Source organism: Arthrobacter sp. ISL-69 (assembly GCF_018613775.1).
Classification (GTDB): Bacteria; Actinomycetota; Actinomycetes; order Actinomycetales; family Micrococcaceae; genus Arthrobacter.
Map to the genome: position 1 here is coordinate 22,439 of NZ_JAGGPO010000018.1, position 24,686 is coordinate 47,124.

23 protein-coding genes are annotated in these 24,686 nt (G+C 66.7%); 17 read left to right on the top strand and 6 right to left on the bottom strand.

Annotated elements, in window-relative coordinates; all coding sequences use genetic code 11:
• Positions 1-6: 6 nt before the first annotated feature.
• The 3 genes from J7I79_RS12310 to J7I79_RS12320 form a co-directional block, all read right to left on the bottom strand.
• Positions 7-798, bottom strand: coding sequence for an amino acid ABC transporter permease (locus J7I79_RS12310; RefSeq protein WP_214953544.1), 792 nt, complete (start codon positions 796-798; stop codon positions 7-9).
• Between the two features lie 160 nt (positions 799-958).
• Positions 959-1,762: an ABC transporter substrate-binding protein gene (locus tag J7I79_RS12315; RefSeq protein ID WP_214953546.1), complete on the bottom strand. Its 804-nt coding sequence runs from the start codon at positions 1,760-1,762 to the stop codon at positions 959-961.
• A gap of 187 nt (positions 1,763-1,949) precedes the next feature.
• Positions 1,950-3,380 (bottom strand): isochorismate synthase MenF, encoded by a 1,431-nt coding sequence (locus tag J7I79_RS12320; protein WP_214953548.1) that lies wholly within the window; start codon positions 3,378-3,380, stop codon positions 1,950-1,952.
• 109 nt (positions 3,381-3,489) lie between these two features.
• On the opposite strand from J7I79_RS12320, the gene J7I79_RS12325 reads away from it, so the two are divergent.
• From J7I79_RS12325 to J7I79_RS12340, 4 genes are all read left to right on the top strand, one after another.
• On the top strand, positions 3,490-4,263 hold the full coding sequence (locus J7I79_RS12325; protein ID WP_311380570.1) for a demethylmenaquinone methyltransferase: 774 nt from the start codon (positions 3,490-3,492) through the stop codon (positions 4,261-4,263).
• A gap of 11 nt (positions 4,264-4,274) precedes the next feature.
• Entirely contained in the window at positions 4,275-5,609 is a 1,335-nt protein-coding gene (locus J7I79_RS12330) for a geranylgeranyl reductase family protein (RefSeq protein ID WP_214953552.1), read from the top strand.
• Between the two features lie 9 nt (positions 5,610-5,618).
• The gene (locus J7I79_RS12335; RefSeq protein ID WP_214953553.1) at positions 5,619-6,722 is read left to right on the top strand and encodes a polyprenyl synthetase family protein; all 1,104 of its coding nucleotides are present in this window, start codon (positions 5,619-5,621) and stop codon (positions 6,720-6,722) included.
• A 397-nt stretch (positions 6,723-7,119) separates the two neighbouring features.
• Entirely contained in the window at positions 7,120-7,959 is an 840-nt protein-coding gene (locus tag J7I79_RS12340) for a DUF559 domain-containing protein (protein WP_214953555.1), read from the top strand.
• Positions 7,960-8,101: 142 nt separating this feature from the next.
• On the opposite strand, the gene J7I79_RS12345 is transcribed toward J7I79_RS12340, so the two are convergent.
• The gene (locus tag J7I79_RS12345) at positions 8,102-8,527 is read right to left on the bottom strand and encodes a hypothetical protein (protein ID WP_214953557.1); all 426 of its coding nucleotides are present in this window, start codon (positions 8,525-8,527) and stop codon (positions 8,102-8,104) included.
• 14 nt (positions 8,528-8,541) lie between these two features.
• Positions 8,542-9,213: a trimeric intracellular cation channel family protein gene (locus J7I79_RS12350; protein ID WP_214953559.1), complete on the bottom strand. Its 672-nt coding sequence runs from the start codon at positions 9,211-9,213 to the stop codon at positions 8,542-8,544.
• A gap of 60 nt (positions 9,214-9,273) precedes the next feature.
• Here J7I79_RS12350 and J7I79_RS12355 point away from each other — a divergent pair, with 60 nt between their 5' ends.
• From J7I79_RS12355 to J7I79_RS12385, 7 genes are all read left to right on the top strand, one after another.
• On the top strand, positions 9,274-9,999 hold the full coding sequence (locus J7I79_RS12355; RefSeq protein ID WP_214953561.1) for a sirohydrochlorin chelatase: 726 nt from the start codon (positions 9,274-9,276) through the stop codon (positions 9,997-9,999).
• A 170-nt stretch (positions 10,000-10,169) separates the two neighbouring features.
• Positions 10,170-11,915 (top strand): nitrite/sulfite reductase, encoded by a 1,746-nt coding sequence (locus J7I79_RS12360; RefSeq protein ID WP_104175828.1) that lies wholly within the window; start codon positions 10,170-10,172, stop codon positions 11,913-11,915.
• Positions 11,912-12,694 (top strand): phosphoadenylyl-sulfate reductase, encoded by a 783-nt coding sequence (locus J7I79_RS12365; protein WP_251042742.1) that lies wholly within the window; start codon positions 11,912-11,914, stop codon positions 12,692-12,694. The genes J7I79_RS12360 and J7I79_RS12365 overlap by 4 nt, the downstream gene beginning before the upstream one ends.
• Positions 12,691-13,638, top strand: coding sequence for a sulfate adenylyltransferase subunit CysD (cysD, locus tag J7I79_RS12370; RefSeq protein ID WP_214953562.1), 948 nt, complete (start codon positions 12,691-12,693; stop codon positions 13,636-13,638). The genes J7I79_RS12365 and cysD overlap by 4 nt, the downstream gene beginning before the upstream one ends.
• Complete coding sequence (locus J7I79_RS12375) at positions 13,638-15,059, top strand: sulfate adenylyltransferase subunit 1 (RefSeq protein ID WP_251042743.1); 1,422 nt, start codon at positions 13,638-13,640, stop codon at positions 15,057-15,059. Before cysD ends, J7I79_RS12375 begins: the two co-directional genes overlap by 1 nt.
• Positions 15,060-15,165: 106 nt before the next feature.
• Complete coding sequence (locus J7I79_RS12380) at positions 15,166-16,332, top strand: RtcB family protein (RefSeq protein WP_214953564.1); 1,167 nt, start codon at positions 15,166-15,168, stop codon at positions 16,330-16,332.
• Between the two features lie 155 nt (positions 16,333-16,487).
• Positions 16,488-17,474: a GTP pyrophosphokinase family protein gene (locus J7I79_RS12385; protein ID WP_214953566.1), complete on the top strand. Its 987-nt coding sequence runs from the start codon at positions 16,488-16,490 to the stop codon at positions 17,472-17,474.
• A gap of 84 nt (positions 17,475-17,558) precedes the next feature.
• Here J7I79_RS12385 and J7I79_RS12390 read toward each other — a convergent pair whose 3' ends face one another.
• Complete coding sequence (locus J7I79_RS12390; RefSeq protein WP_251042745.1) at positions 17,559-17,996, bottom strand: GYD domain-containing protein; 438 nt, start codon at positions 17,994-17,996, stop codon at positions 17,559-17,561.
• A gap of 91 nt (positions 17,997-18,087) precedes the next feature.
• Between J7I79_RS12390 and J7I79_RS12395 the strand changes: the two genes are divergently transcribed.
• The 6 genes from J7I79_RS12395 to J7I79_RS12420 all read left to right on the top strand — a co-directional run bounded on the left by J7I79_RS12395 (position 18,088) and on the right by J7I79_RS12420 (position 24,597).
• Positions 18,088-19,245 carry an ABC transporter substrate-binding protein gene (locus J7I79_RS12395; protein WP_214953568.1) on the top strand — a complete coding sequence of 386 codons (1,158 nt, stop codon included), beginning with the start codon at positions 18,088-18,090 and terminating at the stop codon, positions 19,243-19,245.
• 56 nt (positions 19,246-19,301) lie between these two features.
• On the top strand, positions 19,302-20,027 hold the full coding sequence (locus J7I79_RS12400; RefSeq protein WP_214953570.1) for an ABC transporter ATP-binding protein: 726 nt from the start codon (positions 19,302-19,304) through the stop codon (positions 20,025-20,027).
• Positions 20,017-20,982 (top strand): ABC transporter permease, encoded by a 966-nt coding sequence (locus J7I79_RS12405; protein ID WP_214953572.1) that lies wholly within the window; start codon positions 20,017-20,019, stop codon positions 20,980-20,982. Before J7I79_RS12400 ends, J7I79_RS12405 begins: the two co-directional genes overlap by 11 nt.
• 208 nt (positions 20,983-21,190) lie before the next feature.
• Positions 21,191-21,673 (top strand): SRPBCC family protein, encoded by a 483-nt coding sequence (locus J7I79_RS12410; RefSeq protein ID WP_214953574.1) that lies wholly within the window; start codon positions 21,191-21,193, stop codon positions 21,671-21,673.
• Between the two features lie 74 nt (positions 21,674-21,747).
• Positions 21,748-23,019, top strand: a complete 1,272-nt coding sequence (gene cobA, locus J7I79_RS12415) for a uroporphyrinogen-III C-methyltransferase (RefSeq protein WP_214953576.1) — start codon at positions 21,748-21,750, stop codon at positions 23,017-23,019.
• A gap of 114 nt (positions 23,020-23,133) precedes the next feature.
• On the top strand, positions 23,134-24,597 hold the full coding sequence (locus J7I79_RS12420; protein ID WP_214953578.1) for an FAD-dependent oxidoreductase: 1,464 nt from the start codon (positions 23,134-23,136) through the stop codon (positions 24,595-24,597).
• Positions 24,598-24,686: the final 89 nt, after the last annotated feature.

Below are 24,686 nucleotides of genomic sequence, written 5' to 3' on the forward strand. Positions count from 1 at the left end.
TCCTGCCTATCGCTTCGTCCGCGCGGAGCGGCTTTCGAACTTCCGGGCCAAAAGGCTCAGCGGGATGGTGATCACCAGGTAGAAGGCGCCCGCCACGAGGAGCGGGGTGAGCCCTGCGCCCAGGCTGGAGATGCCGTCGCGGCCGAACTTGGTGAGCTCGTACTGCGAGGCGGTCAGGCCCAGCACGTAGATCAGCGAGGAGTCCTTGGTCAGGAGGATGACCTCGTTGGTCAGCGGCGGCAGCACGATCCGGAAAGCCTGCGGGATCACGATCGACACCATGGCCCGCCACTGGGGCATGCCCAGCGAGCGGGCGGCCTCCAGCTGCCCCTTGGGCACGGCCTGCAGGCCGGCGCGGAGTGTTTCCGCGATGTAGGCCGCAGCCACCATGCCCAGCGAGATCATCACCACGATGGTTACGTTCCACTGCACGCCAAACGCGAGCGGAACGCCGTAGCCGAAGGCGATGAACACGAGCAGCGCGGGGATGCCACGGAAGAACTCGATGTAGCCGGTGGCGATCCAGCGGTACAGCGGGAAGCTGGAGAGCTTCATGAGGGCCAGCAGCAGACCGCCGGACAGGCCCACGATGAAGCCCAGGGCCGTGTAGATCAGGGTGTTCTTGAGGCCGACCAGGAAGATATCCGGGAACATCGGGCCGATTTTGGCGAAGTTGAAGACGCTGTTGCCGATGGTCTTCCAGTCAGTGGCCAGAATCAGCGCGGCCACAGCCACAACGAAGATTCCGGCCTGGACGTACAGGCTGACTTTGGCTCGTTGACGTGCGGTCATTGCCATGGGTTCTCACATTCGTTTGCGCAGTTGAGGCCCCGTACGGGCTGTTTGTACAGCGGAGTGCTTTACAGCGGACTGTCATACAGCGGTACAGGGCCCCAACTTGGTAGGTCACAGGGCTGCCCGGGTTTCTCTGGCTAGAGTGCCCGGGCCGGAGTGTGTGCTACTTGGCGGCTTCGCCGAACCAGGTAGTCTCGTACTTCTTCAAGGAGCCGTCGTCGGTCAGGCGCTTGAGGGTGGAGTTGACCTGGTCGGCCATGGCGGTGTTGCCCTTTTTGATGGAGATGCCCAGCTTCTCGCCCGTGGCGTAGTTTTCCACGCGCTTGTACTTGGCATCGTCCTTGATGGCGTAGCCGAGGACCGACTGGTTGCCCAGGGCGGCGTCGATGGTGCCGGCCTTGAGGGCCTGGACCAGGAGCCCGGTGTCCTCGAACTGCTGGGCGTCGATGCCCTTGTCCTTGGCGTACTGGGCGCCGGTGGTGGCCTGCTGCACGCCCACCTTCTTGCCCTTGGCGCCGTCGATGTTCGTGATGCCTGAAGCCTCAGTGGCCACTAGGGTCAGGTCGTCGTTCAGGTACGGCTCGGAGAAGTCCATGACGGCCTTGCGGGTATCCGTGATGGAGATGGAGGAGATGGAGACGTCGCAGCCGGTGAGCGCCGTGCCGGTCTCGATGGCCTCGAAGGAGCTGTCCACAACGCTGAGTTCGGCCTTCAGGTCCTTGGCAACCTCGGCGGCGATGTCCATGTCGAAGCCGACAATCTTGCCGTCCTTCTGGAATTCGAACGGCTCGTACGGGACGTCGGAGCAAACGGTCAGCTTGCCGGCGTTGATGAGCTGGACGCCGCCCGCGGACGACGCTGCAGGGGTGGAGCTACCGCCGCAGGCCGTGAGGGAAAGGGCGCCGACGGCGAGGATTGCGGCTGCCTTGGCGGCCAGCTTTGCCGTGGCGGAGGACATGGGCTGCATAGTTTCTTACCTTTTGTTGCAGGGGTATGCGTGACTAAAACGGCTTATAGTGTAACGCCGAATGAGAGATGTGCATCACAGAAAACTTAGTTTCACTATTGGATAACTAATGTCGAGGCTAGCGCAAGGCCCCACACCGGTGCATTGTCTGGAATCCCGGACTTTGACCGTGGCCTTCCCGGTGACTCTAGCTCTTGATGCCCAGCGACTCGAGCATTGGCCGGAACTTTGCCCAGGTCTCCGCGAGCTCCGCCTCGGGGTGGGAGCCCTCCACGATGCCGCAGCCTGCATAGAGCCGCACCGAGTCCGGCGCCTCGACGACGGCACCGCGCAGCGCGATGCCCCATTCGCCGTTCCCCGCCGCGTCCAGCCAGCCCACCGGACCGGCGTACGGCCCGCGGTCCATGTGCTCCAGCTTGCGGATCAGCGCCCCGGCCACGGTGGTGGGAGTTCCGCAGACCGCGGCCGTGGGATGCAGCGCATTGATCAGCGCCAGGCACGTGGGCACATGGCCCTCCACCTCGGTCAGTTCGGCCTTCACGTCCGACGCCAGGTGCCACACGTTGGGCAGCTCCAGGATGAACGGTTCACTGTGTGCGTTCATGGCCTCGGAAAACGGGGCCAGCTGGGTAGTGAGCGACTGGATGGCAATCTCGTGCTCGTGCCGCTGCTTCTCGGACCCGGCCAGCACACGCTCGGCGAATTCCAGCGGCGAGCCGTCCACCCCCTCGGCATCGCGGCGGTCCAGGGTGCCGGCAAGGACCCGCGCCTGGGCCGTTCGGCCCTCCACCTGGATCAGCATTTCCGGAGTCGACCCCACCAGGCCGTCCACGCCATAGGTCCAGCATTCGCGATACCGGACGGCCAGCTGGCGGAGGATTTCCGCGGCATTCACGCCTTCCGGAATCGTGGCCACGATGTCCCGGGCCAGCACCAGCTTTTCGAGCTTGCCGGTGCGGATTTCGGCGACACCGGCGGCCACTGCCGCCATCCAGTCGTGCTCGCTGAGTGAGCCGGTTTCGAGTTTAGGCACGACGTCGGCAGCCGGTTCCGCGGTAACGCCGCCGCCGGGACGGTCGCCAAGGGGAAGCGCGGAAGCCAGTCCGGAAGCCGCTCCGGAGGCCAGTCCGGAAACGAGCGGGCCGTCGTCGGGCGCGTCAGCATCCAGCGGATCAGCGTCCAGCCAGCGCTGCAGGGCGGCGAGGGCGCCCGCCTCGGTGAGTTCGCCGTCGTCGAACGTTAACTGGGTGAGCCAGGCGCGGCCGTCCCTGACCCCCACAACGATCTCGGGAACAATCAGCCGTGAGCGGTGCGTGGACACCTTGGAGAAGGCGAAGGAGCCGAAGGCCACCGGGCCGGTGCCGGGGCACTCCACGGAGTCGGCGATGTCTGCTTCGAGGACCAGGTGCCGCCACCAGATGTCGGCCTCGAGGAAACGCTCGGGGCCGGTGGCGGTGAAGCGGGCGATCTCGCCGAAGCCCACCAGTCCGGCTTCGCGGCGGGTCCAGCAAAGGACATCGTCCCGGACCAGAAATGACGGCAGCCCCCCGGAGAATGATCTTCCATCCAGAGGGACTGTCAGTGTCTTAATAATGCCGGCGCGGAACGTACTCGTCATGATGAGATAACAGTACTCCCGAGTGCCGCTGGCGCCTGATTGGGGCCCGCCGCCGCGCTGGGCCGGGCCGTGGTTCGTGGGTCCGCCCAACATTTGAGACAATGACATGGTGAACCGAGCATCCTTGGATAAGCGTCCGGACGAAGTAGCCACGATGTTTGACGACGTCGCCCCCAAATACGACGTCGTGAATGACGTCCTGTCCATGGGACAGACGCGCCGTTGGCGCCGGGTAGTCGTCGAAGCCATGGATGTGAAGGCGGGCCAGCGCGTGCTGGACCTCGCCGCCGGAACAGGCACATCCAGCGAGCCTTACGCGGATGCAGGGATCAACGTCATCGCCTGCGACTTCTCGCTCGGAATGCTCAAGGTGGGCAAACGCCGCCGCCCGGACATCGACTTCATCGCCGGCGACGCCACCCGACTCCCGTTCGCGGACAACACCTTTGACGCCACCACCATTTCGTTCGGCCTGCGCAACGTCAACGAGCCCAAGAAGGCGCTGGCCGAGATGCTCCGCGTCACCAAGCCCGGCGGCAAGCTGGTCATCGCCGAGTTCTCCCAGCCCGTGGTCCCGCTGTGGCGCACCATGTACACCGAATACCTCATGCGCGCGCTGCCGGCCATCGCCGTCAAGGTCTCGTCCAACCCGGACGCCTACGTTTACCTCGCCGAGTCCATCCGCGCCTGGCCCGACCAGGACCACCTGGCCGGCTGGCTGCAGGAATCCGGCTGGGAGAAGGTCACGTACCGCAACCTCAGCGGCGGCATCGTCGCCGTCCACCGTGCACACAAACCGCTGTCCGGCAGCGCCGCCGCCATCGCCAACCACACCGGCCCCGTGGCGAAGCTCCGCCGCAACATCACCCGGCCGGCGAGCTAGCCGAACCTGCCGTGAACGTACTGATCGTCGGCGCAGGGCCCGCTGGGTCCACTGCCGCCTACTACCTCGCCAAGGCCGGCATCCGCGTCACTGTGCTGGAAAAAACCAGGTTCCCGCGTGAAAAGGTCTGCGGCGACGGGCTTACTCCGCGCGCCGTCCGCGAGATCCATAAGCTCGGCCTGCCCCACCCCGAGGAAGGCGGCTGGCGCCGCAACAAGGGCCTCCGCCTGATCGCCGGCGGCCGCACCATCGAACTGCCCTGGCCGGAAGTTTCCGATTTCCCCACTTACGGCCTGATCCGCACCCGGCTGGGTTTCGACGAAGAGCTGGCCCGGCACGCCGAGTCCGCCGGCGCCCGCGTCCTGGAAGGTCACAGCGTCACCGAAGCCCTGCGGTCGCCGGATGGGCGCGTCATCGGCGTCCGCGCCGCGCTGCTTGACGAGTCCGGACGCAAGACGGGGGAGACGCGCGACTTCCTTGCCGACGTCGTCCTCGCAGCGGACGGTAACTCGTCCCGAACCGCCGTGTCCCTCGGCATTCAGAAGCGCGACGACCGCCCGCTCGGCGTGGCCGTGCGCACCTACTTCACGAGCCCCCGGCACGACGACGACTGGATGGAAGGCTGGCTGGAGCTCCCCGGCCGCGACGGCCAGCTGCTCCCCGGCTACGGCTGGGTGTTCGGCGTGGGCGACGGCACCTCCAACGTGGGCCTGGGCATCCTGAACTCCTCCAAGGAATTCGGCCGGCTCGACTACAAGCAGGTCCTGCGCGAGTGGACCGCCGGCATGCCCGCCGAATGGGGCTTCACGCCCGAAAACCAGGTGGGCGAGATCCGCGGCGCCGCCCTGCCCATGGGCTTCAACCGCACGCCGCACTACTACCCGGGCCTGCTGCTCCTGGGCGACGCCGGCGGGATGGTGTCCCCGTTCAACGGCGAGGGCATCTCCTACGCCATGGAGTCAGCTCGCTTTGCGGCCGAATACGTCATCGACGCCAACACCTGGCAGAGCCGCTACGCCAAATGGACGCACGACGACGCCGACCTCCACTTCAAGGGGTACGCGGACTATGTGCGCGGCCAGTGGGGGAGCCACTTCACCCTGGGCCGTGCCTTCGCCTCGGTGATCGGCAAGCCGTCCGTGATGAAGCTCGCGCTCCGGACCGGCATGCCGCTGCCGGCACTCATGAAGTTCGTAGTCCGGCTGATGGCCAACGTCACGGATGAATCAGCCAAGGGATTCGAGGACAGGGTGATCAGACTCCTGGAGGCCCTGGTGCCTGCCACGTCCAACACCTCCCTCTCCCCGTCCAGCTACACATCCGCGGTTTCCGCAACAAAAAGTTAGGGTTAACCCGTGACGAACTCTGCCAAGCACAGCTGGACCCATGCCGGACACGGCCTGCCGGACTCCAGGGAGCCCGAGCCCAACACCACCGCGATCGCCACAGGACTGCAGCTGCCGGCCGGTTTCGCCGCCATCGCTGAGGACCCGGAGCTGGGCCCCGCCATCACCACCAACCTTGCCCGCGTGGAAAAGAAGCTCCGCGAGGCCATCGCCAACTCCGATCCGCTGGCCGATGCGACGTCGCGTCACCTGGTGGAAGCCGGTGGCAAGCGCATCCGCCCGCTGCTGGCCCTGCTCTGCGCCCACCTCGGTGACGCCTCGAGGCCCGCCGTTGTCCAGGCTGCCGTGGTGGTCGAGCTCACCCACCTGGCCACGCTGTACCACGACGATGTGATGGACTCGGCCCCGTTCCGCCGCGGTGCCCCCACGGCCCACGAGGTCTGGGGCAACTCCGTGGCGGTCCTCACCGGCGACCTGATCTTCGCCCGGGCGTCCATCCTGGTGTCCGAACTCGGCTCGCGCGCGCTGGGAATCCAGGCCCGCACCTTCGAACGGCTGTGCCTGGGCCAGCTGCACGAAACCGTGGGACCCCGTCCCGACGAGGACCCGGTGGAGCACTACCTGTCCGTCATTGCGGACAAGACCGGGTCCCTGGTGGCTGCCTCCGGCCAGCTCGGTGCCATCTTTGCCGGTGCTGACGAAGCCTACGAGCCGCTGCTGGTGGAGTACGGCGAGAAGATCGGTGTGGCGTTCCAGCTGGCCGACGACGTCATCGATGTCACCGGCATCAAGGTCAAGTCCGGCAAATCCCCCGGCACGGACCTGCGCGAAGGCGTGCCCACCCTGCCCGTGCTGCTGCTCCGCAACGCCGCCGCCGAAGGTGATGCGTCCGCCGTCGAACTCCTGAAACTGATCGACGGCGACCTCACCTCGGACGAGGCACTCGCCGCCGCCGTGGCCGGCCTGCGCGACCACCGGGTTACCGCGGAGTCGTGGGTTGTGGCCCGAGCCTGGGCCGATGAGGCCATCGCCGCGCTGGCGCCGCTGCCAGAAGGCGTGGTCAAGTCCTCACTCATCAGCTTCGCGCTGGCCGTGGTGGACCGCGCCAGCTAAGTTCCGGCCTGACAGCGCCAGCTAGGACCCTGCCTAGAGCCGCCTGCTTAAACACGGAATGGCCCCGGTCCTTTGCAGCAATACGAGTCACTCGCTGCATCGAACCGGGGCCATTTCTCCGTTCGCATCAGATCCACCGGAGGCATTTAGTGGATCCGTGAATAAGTCTATGACAGCTTTGTCACGAACGCGAATCGGATGTTAAACGGCGTGTCACACTTCCTGGGCCGGCCTTGTTTTCGGGGCGCGTCCGTCGTGGGGCACATTGAGCCCTGGGATGGGCATTCCAGGCTCAGGAGACGGCGCGTCCGTGTCGAAGTGCCCCAGGACGGACGGGTTGTCCACATGACGCAGACCGGATCTGCCCATCCCGCCGACCAAGGGGCAGCTTGGGAGCATGGACATCGAGACCTTCCTCCGCACTCGGTCCGGCGTAACAAAGGCGTCGGCACTCCGCGCAGCGGGATTTAAGCACACTGCCCGCGACAAAGCACTGGCAGCGGGGCGCATTGTGCGAATCCGGCGAGGCGTTTACAGCCTGCCCAAGGAGGCCGGTGCTTTCGGGCTGGCGCTAAGGCACAATGCCCTGCTGACGTGTCTCTCGGCTGCGCCCACCTACGCGCTGTGGACCGTGCTTGATGCGGGGCCCGTGCACCTTTCCCCAGGCCAAAAGTCAACGCCGCCAGGGACGCTGGCACACGGCAGATGCCCGCATCCGCGGCATCCGTGGCTTCCCGTCGCCGGCCTGGCCGACGTGCTCATTCACGCCCTGCGCTGCCTGCCGGAGGTGGAATCGCTGGTCATGGTCCAGTGCGCAGCCCAACGCGGAGACATCACTGTGGAGTTCCTGCGCCGCAAGCTGCCCGGTAACCGTAATGCCCGGGCCCGGGCCATTCTTCACAGCGTGATCCCACGGGCGGACTCCGTCCTCGAGGTGCTGGCGAACTACCACTTCCGGCGGGCTGGCCTGCATGTCCGCATGCATGTGGAGCTTCCGGGCGTGGGGGAGGTGGACTTCCTCATCGAGGACTGTGTCGTGGTGGAAACCGACGGCGGCTCGCATCTGGAGCCCCGCCAGGTGAAAAAGGACCGGAAGCGCAACAACGCCACCGTCATCGGCGGACGCCTGGGGCTCCGGTTCGGCTATGACGACGTCGTCAATCACCCTGATCGGATGGTGGCCGAGGTGATGGCGGTGCTGGAGCTCTGCCGGCGGGGAGGGTTCAGCGCGAGGTGACTGCGGCCGTCGTCGGGCACTTTGGGCGACGAATCCGCGGAACCGGGCTTAGCCGACGGCGTGTCCGTGTCGAAGTGCCCTGTTTAGGCCGGGGAACCGCCGAAGCAAGCCGCGGCGGCGTGGACCGTAGGCGGCAAGGACCCTAGTCCTCTTCGTCGTTGAACGCCCACTCGAACATGTCGAACACGAACTCCGAGAAAGTGCCCTCTTCGCTCTTCCACTGGCCGCGGGCGTTGTTGCGGCGGTACACAATGGGGTCCGGGACGCCGAGGTCGCCCACGCGGAAACCCCAGGTGAACTGTTCTTCCTCGTCCTCGAGGAACATGAGGAAGCCCTCGTCATCAACTTCGAGTTCCTCGGGGTCCCAGAAGTAGTGATAGGCCTCCATGAGGTCCTCGCAGCCGCCCAGGGCCTGGTAGAACTCCTTCAGGACCAGCGGGATCTGGAACTGGTGCTCGGCGAGAGCCGTTTTGAGTTCGTCTTCGGGCAGTCCGTCCTCTTCCTGCCATTCGTCTTCGAGATACTTCGGAACAAGCGCGCGGAACTTCTCGAGGAACATGTCAGTCATGGTTCATATCCTAGCTAATCCCGGCCACCATTTTCCGCCGTCCCCAGGCCGAGCCGGTGCCACCCCCGGACCGCCAGCGGAACGTACCAGGAACGGCGCCAGGCCGTGACCCGGAAGGCGAAAACGACGGCGGCCACGGCCCCCGCGGTGAACGCGTTGAATGCACCGGACACCCACAGGAGCGTGGTGAGGGCCGCCCCCGTGAACGCAGGCAGCGCGTAGAGGTCCTTCGGGTCAAAAAGCTGCGGCACCTCGTTGGCCGTGATATCGCGCAGCAGTCCGCCGCCCACCGCCGTCGTGACCCCCAGCAGCACGGCCGAAACGGGGTTCATGCCAAAACTCAGTGCCTTCAGCGTTCCGGTGATGCAGAACAGGGCCAGGCCGCCGGCGTCGAACAGGATGAGCAGCGACGTGAAGCGCTGGAAACTGGAAAACAGGAAGTACACCAGCACCGTGGCGAGCAGCGGGGGAGCCAGATATGCCGGGTTGGTGAACGCCGCGGGAGGGCCGCTGTTGAGGATGATGTCGCGGATCACGCCGCCGCCCAGCGAAACGAGGGAGGCGAGAAGCAGGGAGCCGATGAGGTCGAATTGTTTCCGCGCGGCCAGGAGGGACCCGGACACCGCGAAAAAGAAGACACCGGCCAGATCCAGCCATACCAGAACGGCGTTGAATGAGAAGGTCATGGGGCGTCCCGGTCAATTTCAAGGGGCGGATAGGGCGGCTCCAACGTTACGCTAGCCCCTATGAATAGCCCCATCATGATCGCCTGTGCCCATGGAACGTCCAGCCCGCTGGGTGCTGCCGAGGTCAACGGACTCCGTGCCGGGATCAGCGAACTGCGGCCCGGCCTGGACGTCCGCGAGGCCTATGTTGATGTCCAGGACCCGGATCTGGTGGATGTCATGGCCGGGCTGCCGGAAGGCGAGCCGGCCGTCATCGTGCCGCTGCTGCTCAGCGTGGGCTTCCACACCAAGGTGGACATCGCCAAGGCGGCGCGGGGCCGGGAAGGCAGTACCGCTTCCGATCCCCTCGGGCCTGACCCCAGGCTGGCAGAGATCCTCGACCAGCGGCTGCGCGAGGCCGGAGCCACCGAGCACGACGCCGTAGTCCTCGCGGCCGCAGGATCCACCAACCCCAAAGCCTCGGTGAGCGTCGAAGAGCTCGCAGAACACCTGAGGGCGCTGCGCGGCAACAGGATCGTTCCCGCCTACGGTGCGGCCGCCAAGCCGTCCGTGCACGACGCCGTCGCCTCGCTGCGCGCCGAATACCCCGGAGGGGAGGGGCAGGGGCGCGTGATCATTGCGTCGTACCTGCTGGCGCACGGCTTCTTCCACGACCAGCTGGCCAAGGCTGAGGCGGACGGGGTGACGGAGCCGCTGCTGCCCTCCCGGCTCATGGCCGAGATTGCGCTGGACCGCTATGACGCCGCCGTGTCCGCTGCGGCAGACGCCGCGGCAGCGACCTCCTGACGAAGCCCCGGACGAGCCCCCTGCGGAGGCCCTGGCTGACGGCCCCGGACCATGCACAGCCCCAGTCCTTCTTCAAGGCTCCCCGGCGATTCATGACGAAATGTTTCCCTAGGTGACCTCGCGTTTCTGACCCTTTGTGACGGCTTTCGGGTCGGACCTACAGTCGATGCATGACTGATACAGCTCTAGCCGGAGCGTCCGCGGACTCCGCTGCCGCCAAGCGACCTGCACGCGCCAACCGTCCGGCGGCGAAGCCGCACGGCCAGTGGAAGGTTGACGGCACCGCCCCGCTCAACGCCAACGAAACCTGGAAGCAGGAAGACGACGGCCTCAACGTCCGCGAGCGTATCGAGTCCATCTATTCCAAGGACGGGTTCGACTCCATCCCGGGCCAGGACCTGCACGGCCGCTTCCGCTGGTGGGGCCTCTACACGCAGCGCAAGCCCGGGATCGACGGCGGCAAGACCGCCACGCTTGAGCCGCACGAGCTCGAGGACAAGTACTTCATGCTCCGCGTCCGGATCGACGGCGGTGCGCTCACCACCGAGCAGCTGCGCGTGATCGGCAACATCTCGGTGGACTTCGCCCGGGATTCCGCGGACCTCACCGACCGCCAGAACATCCAGCTGCACTGGATCCGGGTGGAGGACATCCCCGAGATCTGGACCCGGCTGGAGGGCGTGGGCCTGTCCACCACCGAAGCCTGCGGCGACGTGCCCCGCGTCATCCTGGGCTCGCCGGTGGCTGGCATCGCCAAGGACGAAATCATTGACCCCACCCCGCTCATCGCCGAGCTGGGGGAGCGGTTCATCGGCAACCCGCTGCTGTCCAACCTGCCGCGCAAGTACAAGACCGCCATCACCGGCCACCCCAGCCAGGACGTGGTGCACGAGATCAACGACTTCGCCCTGGTGGGCGTCAAGCACCCCGAACTCGGCATCGGCTACGACCTCTGGGCCGGCGGCGCACTGTCCACCAACCCCATGCTGGGCAAGCGCCTCGGCGCGTTCGTTACGCCCGAGCAGGCAGCCGATGTGTGGCTCGGCGTCACCAGCATCTTCCGCGACTACGGTTACCGCCGCATGCGCACCAAGGCCCGCCTGAAGTTCCTGATGGCCGACTGGGGACCTGAAAAGTTCCGCCAGATCCTCGAAGACGAATACCTCGGCTACAAGCTGGCCGACGGCCCCGCCGCACCCAAGCCGACCACCCCGGGCGACCACGTGGGCGTGCACGAGCAGAAGGACGGCAAGTTCTTCATCGGCGCCACCCCGCTGGCCGGCCGGCTCTCCGGCACGCAGCTGGTGAAGCTCGCGGACACCCTCGAGGCCCGCGGCTCGCACCGCCTGCGCACCACCCCGCACCAGAAGCTGGTTGTGCTGGACGTCCCCAAGGACGAGGTTGAACCGCTGGTTGCCGAGCTCGACGCCCTGGGCCTCTCCGCCCGACCGTCCGTGTTCCGCCGCGGCACCATCGCCTGCACCGGCATCGAATACTGCAAGCTGGCCATCGTGGAAACCAAGATGACCGCCGCAACCGCCGTGGCCGAGCTGGAACGCCGCCTCGCGGACCTCGCGGAAAGCGGCCAGCTGCCCCACGCCCTGTCCCTGCACATCAACGGCTGCCCCAACTCCTGCGCCCGCATCCAGACCGCGGACATCGGACTCAAGGGCATGATGCTGCCAACGCCCGACGGCGACCCCAGCCCCGGCTTCCAGGTCCACCTGGGCGGCGGGCTGGCTTCCAACAGCCGCGAAGAAGCCGGCCTCGGACGCACTGTCCGCGGCCTCAAGGTCTACGTTGACGACCTGCCCGACTACGTCGAGCGCGTCGTCCGGAAGTTCGTGGCCGACCACGCCGAAGGCCAGACCTTCGCCGAGTGGGCCCACGCAGCCGATGAGGAGGACCTGCAATGAATCCCCAACCGCTCCCCAACCTCGCAAGCTCGGCCGGGGACCCCGGCGGTCGTGGCCCCTCCAAAGGAGTAGACCCCGTACTCCGCTCCCACGAGGAACTCAAGGCACTGGCCGAAGCAGGCGCCGCCGAGCTCGGCTGGGATGCCCCGGCCCGGGACGTCATTGCCTGGGTGGCCCGGAACTTTGACCTGCCCGCGGTAGCCGTGGCCTGCTCCATGGCCGACGCCGTGCTGCCGGCGCTGGTTGCCGACCAGCTTCCCGGCGTCGACGTTCTGTTCCTGGAGACCGGCTACCACTTCCCGGAAACCTACGCCACGCGCGACGAAGTGGCCGCTAACCTCCGCGTCAACGTGGTGGACGTCCTCCCGGAGAACACCGTGGAGCAGCAGGACCGCCTGCTCGGCAAGGACCTCTTTGCCCGCGACGCCGCCCAGTGCTGCGCCCTCCGCAAGGTGGCTCCGCTGCGCCGCACCCTCGCCGGCTATGAACTCTGGTTCACCGGCGTGCGCCGCGACGAGGCCCCCACCCGCACCAACACCCCGCTGATCACCTGGGACGAGGTCAACGGCCTGGTCAAGGTCAACCCGGTTGCGGCCTGGAGTTTCGACCAGCTGGTGCAGTACTCCGACGACAACCTCCTTCCCGTCAACCCGCTGCTTTCACAGGGCTACCCGTCCATTGGCTGCCAGCCTTGCACCCGCAAGGTAGCGCCCGGCGATGACCCCCGCGCCGGCCGCTGGGCAGGAACCGACAAGACAGAATGCGGACTACACGTATGAGCACTTTCCTAACTGAGGAGCCCACCCAGGTGACTGACGCTGCCGTTTCCACGCGCCTCTCCAGCCTGGACACCCTCGAATCAGAGGCCATCCACATCATCCGCGAGGTCGTCGCCGAGTTCGAGAAGCCTGCGCTGCTGTTCTCCGGCGGCAAGGATTCCGTGGTGATGCTGCACCTGGCCACCAAGGCGTTCTGGCCGGGCAAGGTTCCGTTCCCCGTGCTGCACGTGGACACCGGCCACAACTTCCCCGAGGTCATCGACTTCCGCGACCGCACCGTTGAGCGCCTGGGCCTGAAGCTGGTTGTCGGCTCCGTCCAGGAGTTCATCGATTCCGGAGAACTGGCCGAGCGTGCCGACGGCACCCGCAACCCGCTGCAGACCGTGCCGCTGCTGGACGCGATCCAGCGCAACAAGTTCGACGCCGTCTTCGGCGGCGGCCGCCGGGACGAGGACAAGGCCCGCGCCAAGGAGCGCATCCTGAGCCTCCGCGACGAGTTCGGCCAGTGGGACCCGCGTAACCAGCGCCCCGAGCTGTGGAACCTGTACAACGGCCGCCACACCGTGGGCCAGCACGTCCGCGCGTTCCCCATCAGCAACTGGACCGAGCTGGACGTCTGGCGCTACATCGAGCGCGAAAACATCGAGCTGCCGGGCCTGTACTACGCCCACGACCGCGAGGTCTTTGCCCGCGACGGCATGTGGCGGGCAGTGGGCGAGGTTTCCCAGCCCCGCCCCGATGAGGAAGTCATCACCAAGACCGTCCGCTACCGGACCGTCGGCGACATGTCCTGCACCGGCGCCGTTGAGTCGGCCGCCGCCACGGTGCGCGACGTCGTCATTGAAGTTGCCGCCTCCACCATCACCGAACGTGGCGCCACCCGTGCGGATGACCGCATCTCCGAGGCCGCCATGGAAGACCGCAAGAAGGATGGCTATTTCTAATGAGCACCGAAATCGATACAGCCCGCGCGGCTGCCCTTCTTGACGAGGCCCCGCTCGCGCACGCCTCGCTGTTCCGCTTCGCCACCGCCGGATCGGTCGACGACGGGAAGTCCACTTTGGTGGGCCGCCTCCTGCACGACTCCAAGGCGATCCTGGCAGACCAGCTCGACGCCGTTGCCCGCACCTCCGCGGACCGCGGCTTCGGCGGCGAAAAGGGCGGCATCGACCTGGCACTGCTGACGGACGGCCTGCGTGCCGAGCGCGAGCAGGGCATCACCATCGACGTCGCCTACCGCTACTTCGCCACGGACCGCCGCAGCTTCATCCTGGCCGACTGCCCCGGGCACGTGCAGTACACCAAGAACACGGTGACCGGCGCGTCCACCGCGGATGCCGTCGTCGTACTCATCGACGCCCGCAAGGGTGTCCTGGAGCAGACCCGCCGGCACCTTTCCGTGCTGCAGCTGCTGCGCGTGGCCCACGTGATCGTGGCCGTGAACAAGATCGACCTGGTGGACTTCAGCGAGAGCGTGTTCCGCGAGATCGAAGCCGACGTGCAGAAGGTGGGCCGCGAGCTCGGCCTCGGTTCGGACGGCATCACCGACCTGCTGGTGGTTCCGGTTTCAGCGCTCGACGGCGACAACGTGGTGGAGCGCTCCGAGCGCACCCCGTGGTACACCGGCCCGGCCCTGCTTGAGGTGCTTGAGACCCTGCCCGCCGCGGACGAACTGGAAAGCCACCTGGAGAGCTTCCGCTTCCCGGTGCAGCTGGTGGTCCGGCCGCAGGGCGCGCTTGCTCCCGACGCAATTGCCGGCGGACTCGACGTCGAGAAGTACCGCGACTACCGCGCCTACGCCGGGCAGATCACGGAGGGCTCGGTGAAGGTGGGGGACAAAGTCAGCGTGCTGACCCCCGGCCAGGCCCCGCGCACCACCACCGTGACGGGCATCGACTTCGCGGGCGCTGAGCTCACCGAAGCCGTGGCTCCGCAGTCCGTGGCGTTGCGCCTCGCTGACGAGTTCGACGTCGCCCGCGGTGACACGATCGCCGCCGCAGGCACCGTCCGCGAAGCCTCCGCCGACCTCTACGCCGCGCTGTGCTGGCTGTCCCCGAAGCCGCTCCGTGAAGGCGCCAAGGTGCTGGTGAAGCACGGCACCCGCACGGTGCAGGCGTTGGTCCGCAGCGTCAGCGGCAAGCTGGACCTCGCCACCTTCAAGCTTGAGGGCGCGTCCAGCCTGGAACTCAACGACATCGGCCACGCGCAGCTCCGGCTCGCCGCCCCGCTGCCGCTGGAGAACTACCTGCACCACCGCCGCACCGGCGCCTTCCTGGTAATCGACCCGCTGGACGGCAACACCCTGGCCGCCGGGCTGGTCAACGACCACCCGGGTGACCACGAAGACGAGCGCTACTCGATCTGATTCACGAGGAACCGCGGCTTGTTCGCAGATCCGGACCTTCACGGTCAGGTCCAGCGAATAAGCCGCGGTTTTGTCGTTTCGTATCCTTAACGGTGGGAGGCGAAACGTGGAGACCATCAACAGCAAGCTGCTCAACTGGGCCTCGATCCTGGACGACAAGACCCGCGAGCAGGCGTTGGCCACCTCCACGCTGCCGTTCATCTACCCGCATCTGGCGCTGATGCCGGACGCCCACCTCGGCAAAGGCGCAACCGTGGGTTCCGTGATTCCCACCCTTCACGCGATCATTCCGGCCGCAGTGGGCGTGGACATCGGCTGCGGGATGATCGCCGTACGGACGCAGTATTCGCTGAAGGACCTGCCGAAGGACCGCAAACGGCTGCGCGAGGCCATCGAACGGGCCATCCCACTCTCGGCGGGCCACAACAACAGGAAAGTCACGGCCTCAGCCGAGCCGCGCCTTGCCGAGCTCCGAAAAATGGCGGCCCAGGCGGGGTTCAATCCGGCGCAGTACCTGGCCAAGTGGGAACTCCAGCTCGGCTCGCTGGGATCGGGCAACCACTTCATCGAAGTCTGCGCTGACGAAACCGATGCCGTCTGGCTGTTCCTGCATTCCGGCTCGCGCGGCGTTGGCAACAAGATCGCCCAGCATCACATCGGCGTGGCCCAGCAGGTGACCCGGAAACGCGGAACCAGGCTGCCCGACCCGGACCTCGCCTACCTGGAGGAAGGCACCAGCGAGTTCACCCGGTACATCGCGGAGCTGCGCTGGGCCCAGCACTTCGCCCTCCTGAACCGGGAAGAAATGATGGAGCGTGTGATCACCCAGTTCGCCAACTGGGTGGGCGGCCACGTCAAGGAGCGGGAGCGGATCAACTGCCACCACAACTTCACGCAGCAGGAAAGGCACTACGGCAAGTCCGTGTGGGTGTCGCGTAAGGGCGCGATCAGGGCCGAGCACGGCGATCCGGGACTTATTCCCGGGTCCATGGGGACGGCGTCGTACGTTGTGGCGGGACTTGGCAACCCCGCGTCGCTGAACTCTTCGCCGCACGGAGCCGGCCGCGAGTACTCCCGGACCGCCGCCCGCAAGACGTTCTCGCTGGCAGAGCTGAAAAGGGCCATGGACGGGATTGAATTCCGCGCCACCGAGGCCTTCATTGACGAGATTCCAGCGGCGTACAAACCCATTGACGTCGTGATGCACGACGCGCAGGACCTGGTGAGGATCCGTCACACGCTTCGCCAGCTGATCAACGTCAAAGGAGATTGAGCATGGGCAGGCCAGGCTACAGAGGCGGGGGCTTCCTGCCTTCGGTTGCGGCTGACGGGGCAGCGGCAGTAGCTGAAACCGGCTGGCTTGGATACTCTGCTGGGTACATGAGCTGCTGATGATCGGGGGAACGGTTGGAAGATCATGAGGCGGTTGTGGCCCGCTCCCTGGAGCAGTACGCGGAGCTGTTGCCCCGGCTGAATGCGGCTTCGGATGCAATCGGGCACGCCATCCGCGCCCGGCTCAGGGACGACGGCCTCAACCACCACACCGTGCAGGCCAGGGTGAAGGACCCCGCCTCGGTCAAGGCAAAACTGGACCGGCTCAAAGCGGACGGAAATTTTAAGTATGAACGGGGCCTCGAACAGCTCGACGACCTCATCGGCGTCCGCGTCATCATGTTCCTGGAACCCGACATAGCCGACGTCGCAACGGCGCTGAAGGGGCAATTCAGCTGCCGCGAGGACGACGACAAAACGAGCTCCCAGCGGCGTAACGGCCAGATCGGCTACGCCGGCAGGCACCTCGTCCTCGAAATCCCTGCCGAGAACGTTCCCGTGGGCTGCCACTCGTTCATCGGGGACCGGTTCGAGGTCCAGATCCGGACCGTGCTGCAGCATGCGTGGGCCGCCTTCGAGCACGACATCCGCTACAAGGGCGGCAGCGAGGCCAACGCCGAAGTGGACCGCGCGTTCACCATGGCGTCAACGCTCATCGAACTCGCCGACGCACAGTTCTCCGCGATTAACGACATCGTCAAACGCCGCCAGGCCGAAAGCACTGCCGACTTCGCCGAGAATCCCGCCACAGAGCTCACCGGGGACATCCTCCAGGACATGCTCACGAGGCTGCTCTCGGAACACCCCAGGAGCCAGGCCCGGCAATACGACTGGCTGGGGGACCTGCTTGCTGCCAACGATGTGCGGACCGTGGCTGACGCAGAGGAGCTCTTCGGCGCCGCCGACTGGTCCGCCGTGGCCAAAAAGATGGACTACAAGTTCCCGGCCGGCCACGTCCGGATCGCGGACGACTTCCTGCTGAGAACCTGGGGCAGGGACTACATTTCCCGCACCAAATCCCTGGGGGACGACCACAAACGTGAGTCGAAGCTGACGTACCGGCTGGAACGCATGCGGGACTGAGCCGCACCTGCGGGCCGGCTGGGCCGGTGCCTGAGGGCCGGCCCCTGCTGGGCCGGTGCCTGAGGGCCGGCCCCTCAGGCGCGGTCAGGTGCCGGGCGGCCGGTACTTGATCTGCTCGGCCTTCCGCAGGGCCTCCAGTGTTTCCTCGACGGTCAGGAGCACCGTCGTGTCGAAGGAGCTCAGCGCGCCGCCTCCGCTGATCGCCAGTGCAACCGCGGCCATGGACACGTTGTCGGGTGCCTCCCAGAGGTTGTAGCCGTCGTGGGAGCCGAAGGCGTACCAGAAGCCGTGGAGTTTACCGCCGACGGATTCGATGTACGCCTGGGCGGCCTTCCTGCGGTCCTCGGGGTTGCTGGTCAGTCTCGCCCACGTCTCCGGTGTGTAGCTGAATTTCGACAGGTAGAGCGGCATCGCCTGGTCCTTCCTCTCCTGGGCACCGGTGGTGCCGATGCAGCAAGAGTGGCAGTCTCCGGTCCGGGCAGCAATGCCCGTGCCCTTTTCCGGCGGGAATGGCCTTGCCATGTGTTGCGCGAATATGACGCTGCATGAACGCGCGTGACCCCCGGTTTCCAAGTCATTGAACCTCGTTTATGACACTCCCTATGGTGAAACAATGACAAGTCCCCAGCCCGGAATGACCCGCATCGTGGCAGGAGAGAGCAACAAACCGAAGCGCAAGCGCGCCGTCGAGGTTCTGGTTGCCCTCGGCCTGGTGCTGCTCATTGCCGCCGGTGCCGTGGTGGCGTCAACACTTTCCCGTAACACCGAAGCCCAGGCCGCCGCTCCCACCCCCGCGGCCGAGCTGAAACTTGGCTTCTTTGGCAACGTCACCCATGCCCCTGCCCTGGTGGGGGTCAAGGAAGGCTTCATCGCCAAGAGCCTGGGCGGGACGAAGCTGAGCACGCAGGTGTTCAACGCCGGCCCGGCCGCGATCGAGGCGTTGAACGCCGGCGCGATCGATGCCACCTACATCGGCCCGAACCCGGCCATCAACTCGTTCGTCAAGAGCCAGGGCGAGTCCGTGAACATCATTGCCGGCGCCGCGGCAGGCGGGGCGCAGTTGGTGGTCAAGCCGGAGATTAGCTCCGCGGCGGATTTGAAGGGCAAGACGCTGTCCACGCCGCAGCTGGGCGGTACCCAGGATGTGGCGCTGCGGGCCTGGCTGTCCACGCAGGGCTTCAAGACCACCACCGACGGCGGCGGCGATGTTGCCATCAACCCGACCGAGAACGCGCAGACGCTGAAGCTGTTCCAGGACGGCAAGCTCGACGGCGCGTGGCTGCCCGAGCCGTGGGCCTCCCGCCTGGTGCTGCAGGCCGGTGCGAAGGTCCTGGTCGATGAGAAGGACCTGTGGGACGGGTCGCTGACCGGCAAGCCGGGCGAGTTCCCCACCACCATCCTGATTGTGAACAAGAAGTTCGCTGCCGAGCACCCGGACACCGTCAAAGCCCTCCTGAAGGGCCACGCCCAGTCCGTTGCCTGGCTCAATGACACACCGGCTGCGGAAAAGGCGAGTGTGCTGAACGCAGCGCTGAAGGAATACGGGAGCGCCGAGCTCCAGCAGGACGTCATTGACCGGTCCCTACAGAACATTGTCTTCACGGTGGATCCGCTGGCCGGAGCCTACAAGAAGCTCCTGCAGGACGGTGTGGACGCCGGCACCACCAAGCAGGCCGACATCGACGGCATCTTCGACCTCACCGCCCTGAACAGCGTCACCGCCGAAACCGGCGGGGACAAGGTCAGCGCCGCCGGCCTCGGCAAGGACTGACCAAGCGCACCACCCCCAAGCATCACCTCCAGCCCCATCAACGTAAGGACAGGACCATGCCAGTCGTACTGGAAAACCTGGGCAAACGCTTCGGCGACGGCGCCCCGGTGCTGGACGACGTCAACGCCAGCATCGCGCAAGGCGAGTTCGTCGCCCTCCTCGGCGCCTCCGGCTGCGGCAAGTCAACCCTGCTGAACATCATGGCGGGACTGGAGCTGCCGACGTCGGGCGCCCTTGAGGTCCCCAGCGACGGCGCGGCCTTTATGTTTCAGGACGCCGCCCTCTTCCCGTGGCTGACAGCCCGGGAGAACATCGAACTCGCCCTGAGGCTGCGCGGCGTGGGCAAGGCCGAGCGGCGCACCAAGGCCAACGAACTCCTGGACCTGGTGCACCTGGGCGGTGCCGGCGACAAGCGCCCGCACGAGCTCTCCGGCGGCATGCGCCAGCGCGTCTCCTTGGCCCGCTCCCTGGCCCAGGACCGTCAGCTGCTGCTCATGGACGAGCCGTTTGCCGCCCTTGACGCCATCACCCGCGACCTCCTCCATGACGAACTGGAGCGGATCTGGAAGGAAACCGGCCGCACCATCGTTTTTGTGACGCACAACGTCCGCGAAGCCGTCCGGCTGGGCCAGCGCGTGCTGCTGCTGTCCTCACGCCCCGGCCGCGTGGTCCAGGAATGGAACGTCACCGAGGAACACCGAACCGACGCCGGACTTGCCGGACAGCTGACCGGGGTCATCACCGCCCGGCTGCGAGAGGAGATCCGCCGCCATGCCAAATAACCCAACGCCCCTGGCCGAAGCGCCCGTTACCGGGGAAGTGTCCGGCGCTGAGCCGGAGACCCGGAAGATCCACGCTGCCCTGACCCGGTCCTCCACCGGCAACGAGGACCTGCGCGAGCTCGAAGCCGGCCTTGATTCACTGCAGTCGGACGCCGCGCGTGCGGCGCGCATCGACTGGAGCCGCATCCTGCTCCCGGTGGCGGCGCTCGTGGTGCTGGTGGTCGTATGGCAGTTCTACGTCTCGCTGGGCCTCAAGCGCCGGGACCTGGTGCCCGGTCCGCTGGACGTGCTGGGCCAGTTCGGCACACTCTGGGCCGAAGGGTCCCTGCAGGAAGCCGTCTGGACCTCGCTGCAACGCGGCCTCATCGGCTTCCTGATCAGTGTGGCCATCGCGACGCCGATCGGGCTCCTGCTGGCACAGGTGGCCCCTCTGCGCCGCGCCTTCGGCCCGCTCATCTCCGGACTGCAGGTACTGCCCTCGGTGGCCTGGGTGCCGGCAGCCATCATCTGGTTCGGCCTCACGGACGCCACGGTGTACTTCGTGGTGTTCATGGGCGCCATTCCATCCATCATCAACGGCCTGATCTCCGGCGTGGACCAGATCCCGCCGCAGTACCGCAGTGTCGGCACCGTCCTGGGCGCGAACCGGCTGCAGATGGCCCTTCAAATTGTCCTTCCGGCCGCACTGCCGGGCTACCTGAGCGGGCTGAAGCAGGGGTGGGCCTTCTCCTGGCGGTCACTCATGGCGGCGGAAATCATCGCGGTGGGCGGCACCATCGGCTTCGGCCTCGGCTCCATGCTGAGCCAGGGCCGCGACCTTGCCGACATGACCATCGTGATGTCAGCCATCCTGCTGATCCTGGCCGTGGGCATCCTGATCGAACTGCTCGTGTTCGCGCCGATTGAAAAGCGGCTCCTGCGGCGCCGCGGCCTCCTCGCGGGCAGCACCCGCTAGGGCCCGCTGCCTGGCTGAGCAGCCACAACAAAACCAAACAGCAGAGCCCGACGGCGAGTCCCGCCGTCGGGCTCTGCTGTTCTTGTTGGTCTCGGCCAAAATGGGGCACTTCGACACGGACACGCCGGGCGTTGGCCCCTTGCGGGGACAAATCGGCTTCAATGTGCCCCACGCAGGCCGCCGCCGGGGAGTCTGGCAGACTGGCGCCATGACCGTCAGCTTTATATGCCGCACCGAATCCGGCCTGTCCCGGGAACAGCTGTTCGACCTAGCGCGCAGCATCGACGCGCACGTGGACTCGCAGGCCGATGCGGGGGAGCGCGCGGTGGCGGGCGTGACGTCCGGCCTGATCGGCGTCGGGCAGGAAGTGACATGGCGGGCGCGGCACTTCGGGCTGCCCATACGGATGACGAGCCGCATCACGTCGCTGGAGTTTCCCGGGCGCTTCGTGGACGAGCAGGTCCGCGGGCCGTTCAAAGCCTTCCGCCACGTCCATGAGTTCGAAGCGACAGACCACGGCTGCCTCATGACGGACCGCGTGGAATTCACGGCGCCGTTCGGACCGCTGGGCCGGATCGCCGAGAGGCTGGTGCTGCGCCGGTACCTGGAAGGGCTGATCGCGGAGCGCGGCCTGTACCTCGCCGGCATTGTTCCCCCTCCCGCAGCCCAAACCGGCCCCTCGGCAATGTGACGCAGCGTTACCTTACGTGAACTGGTGTTTCCGCGCCGTTGTTCCGGTATATGACGCGGCCCTATCGTCGATTCATGGCAATTCAGGATATTTACCCCACGGCACTGCGCCTGCTGGGCCGCCCCGTGCTGGTGGTGGGCGGCGGGCCGGTGGCCACGCGCCGCGCCAAGGGGCTGCTCGACGCCGGTGCCCGGGTAACCGTGGTTGCCCCCGCCGCCTCCGCGGGACTTGAGGAACTGGCCGACGCCGGCCTCCTCACCTGGGAGCAGCGCCCCTACCGCACTTCCGACGTCGACGGCGTCTGGTTCGTCCAGACCGCCACCGGCGATCCCGCCGTGGACTCCCGCGTTTCGGCCGACGCCGAGGCCCAGCGCGTCTGGTGCGTCAACGCTTCCGACCATGAAGCCTCCGCCGCCTGGACCCCCGCCGTCGCCGTAGTTGACGATGTGCAGATCGCCGTGAACGCCGGGGGAGACCCGCGCCGCGCCATGGCCCTGCGCGACGCCGTCGCCACCGCTTTGGAAACCGGCGACCTTCCGCTGCGCCGCCAGCGGGCCCACCGGGGAAGCGTGGCCCTCGTGGGCGGCGGCCCCGGCGACACCGGGCTCATCACCGTCCGCGGCCGCCGGCTCCTGGGCCAGGCCGACGTCGTGGTGGCAGACCGCCTCGGCCCGCGCGAACTCCTGAGCGAACTCGCCCCGGACGTCCGCGTCATCGAGGTGGGCAAGACCCCCGGCCACCATCCCGTACCTCAGGCCGACATCAACCGCATCCTGGTCGACGAAGCCATGGCCGGCCACCGCGTGGTCCGGCTCAAAGGCGGGGACCCGTACGTCCTGGGCCGCGGCGGCGAGGAAGCCGAATTCTGCCGCCAGCACGGCGTCGAGGTTGAAGTGGTCTCCGGCGTGACGTCAGCGATCTCCGTTCCCGCAGCGGCCGGCATCCCCGTGACACACCGCGGCCTGGCCAAGGGCTTCAGCGTGGTCACCGGCCACGAGGAACTTTCCGAGGTCCCCGCCCGGGCCGACCACACCATTGTGCTGCTCATGGGAGTGGGCCAGCTGCGCGAATCCGCCGCCGCCCTGGCCGGCGCCGGTTTGCCTCAGGACACTCCAGTTGGCATCGTTGAGAATGGCTATCTGCCCAACCAGCGCGTGACCATTGGCACTCTCGGTTCCATCGCTGACCAGGCCGAGGCCACCGGCGTCGCGAATCCCGCGGTGATCGTGATCGGCGACGTTGTCCGCGTCAGCCCGTTCGCGCCGTCGCACTTCAAGACTGCCGACTACAGCACCACCACCCCGAACCGCCCCCGCATTTCGAACACCCGCGTCCTCACCCCGTAGCCAAGTAGCCCCCGTAGCCCCTTCCCAACTAGCTCGCAGATAACGCTCCCAAAAGACGATTTCACGACGTTAAATGCGAGTCAGTTGGGCCGTGACAGAAAAAGGAACACAGCCGTGTCAACTAGCACCACCGTAGGTTCTGCCGCCCGCCCGCTCCGGGTCGCCGTCGTGGGTTCCGGCCCCGCCGGCGTGTACGCCGCCGACATCCTCACCAAGAGTGAAGCCGTCAAGAGCGGCGAGCTGACCGTGAGCATCGACCTCTTTGACCGCTACCCGGCGCCCTACGGCCTGATCCGCTACGGCGTTGCCCCGGACCACCCGCGCATCAAGGGCATCGTCAACGCCCTGCACAAGGTCCTGGACCGCGGCGACATCAGGTTCTTCGGCAACGTGGACTACGGCACGGACCTCTCCATCGAGGACCTCCGCACCCACTACGACGCCGTCATCTTCGCCACCGGCGCCATCAAGGACGCGGACCTGAACATCCCGGGCATCGAACTCGACGGCTCCTACGGCGGCGCCGACTTCGTGTCCTGGTACGACGGCCACCCCGACGTGTCCCGCGAATGGCCGCTGGACGCCAAGGAAATCGCCGTCATCGGCAACGGCAACGTGGCACTGGACGTGGCCCGCATGCTCTCCAAACACGCCGACGACCTCCTGGTCTCCGAAATCCCGGACAACGTCTACGCCGGCCTGAAGTCCTCGCCCGTCACGGACGTGCACGTCTTCGGCCGCCGCGGCCCGGCCCAGGTGAAGTTCACCCCGCTGGAACTGCGCGAGCTGGCCCACTCCAAGGACGTGGACATCATCCTGTACCCGGAGGACTTCGAGTTCGACGAGGAATCCGACCGCCAAGTCCAGAGCAACAACCAGACCAAGACCATGGTCGGCACGCTCACCAACTGGATCGCCGAGCAGCCGGAGGACGTCTCCGAGCTCAAGGCCTCCCGCCGCCTGCACCTGCACTTCCTGCACAGCCCGGTTGAAATTTACGACGACGCCGAGACCCCCGGCCGCGTTGCCGGCATGAAGTTTGAGCGCACCGAGCTGGACGGCACGGGCAACGCCCGAGGCACCGGCGAGTTCGTGGACTACCCGGTCCAAGCCGTGTACCGCGCCATCGGCTACTTCGGTTCCGCCCTCCCGGAGGTCGAGTTCGACCACAAGAAGGGTGTTGTACCGAACGACGGCGGCCGTGTGCTGGACGCTGCCGGCACCCACATTCCGGGTATCTACGCCACCGGTTGGATCAAGCGCGGCCCGGTGGGCCTTATCGGCCACACCAAGGGTGACGCCCTGGAAACCGTGACCTACCTGCTCGAAGACCGCGAAAACCTTCCCGTTGCCGCCGTTCCCGAGGCGGACGCCGTCGTCGAACTCCTGGACGCCCGCGGCGTGAAGTTCACGAGCTGGGAAGGCTGGCTGGCACTGGACGCGCACGAGCGCAGCCTGGGCGAAAAGGCCACCGAGACCGGTTCGCACGGCGTTGAGGTTGCCCGCGAGCGGGTCAAGGTTGTGCCGCGCGAGGACATGGTGTCCATCTCCCGTGACGGAGTGGCCGCGCAGGTCTAGTCCTGCCGTTCCCTACCGCGCACGTTGACTAGCGCGCGAACTGGCAGCTAATGACCGCAAACCCCGGGTTTGACGTCATTAGCTGCCAG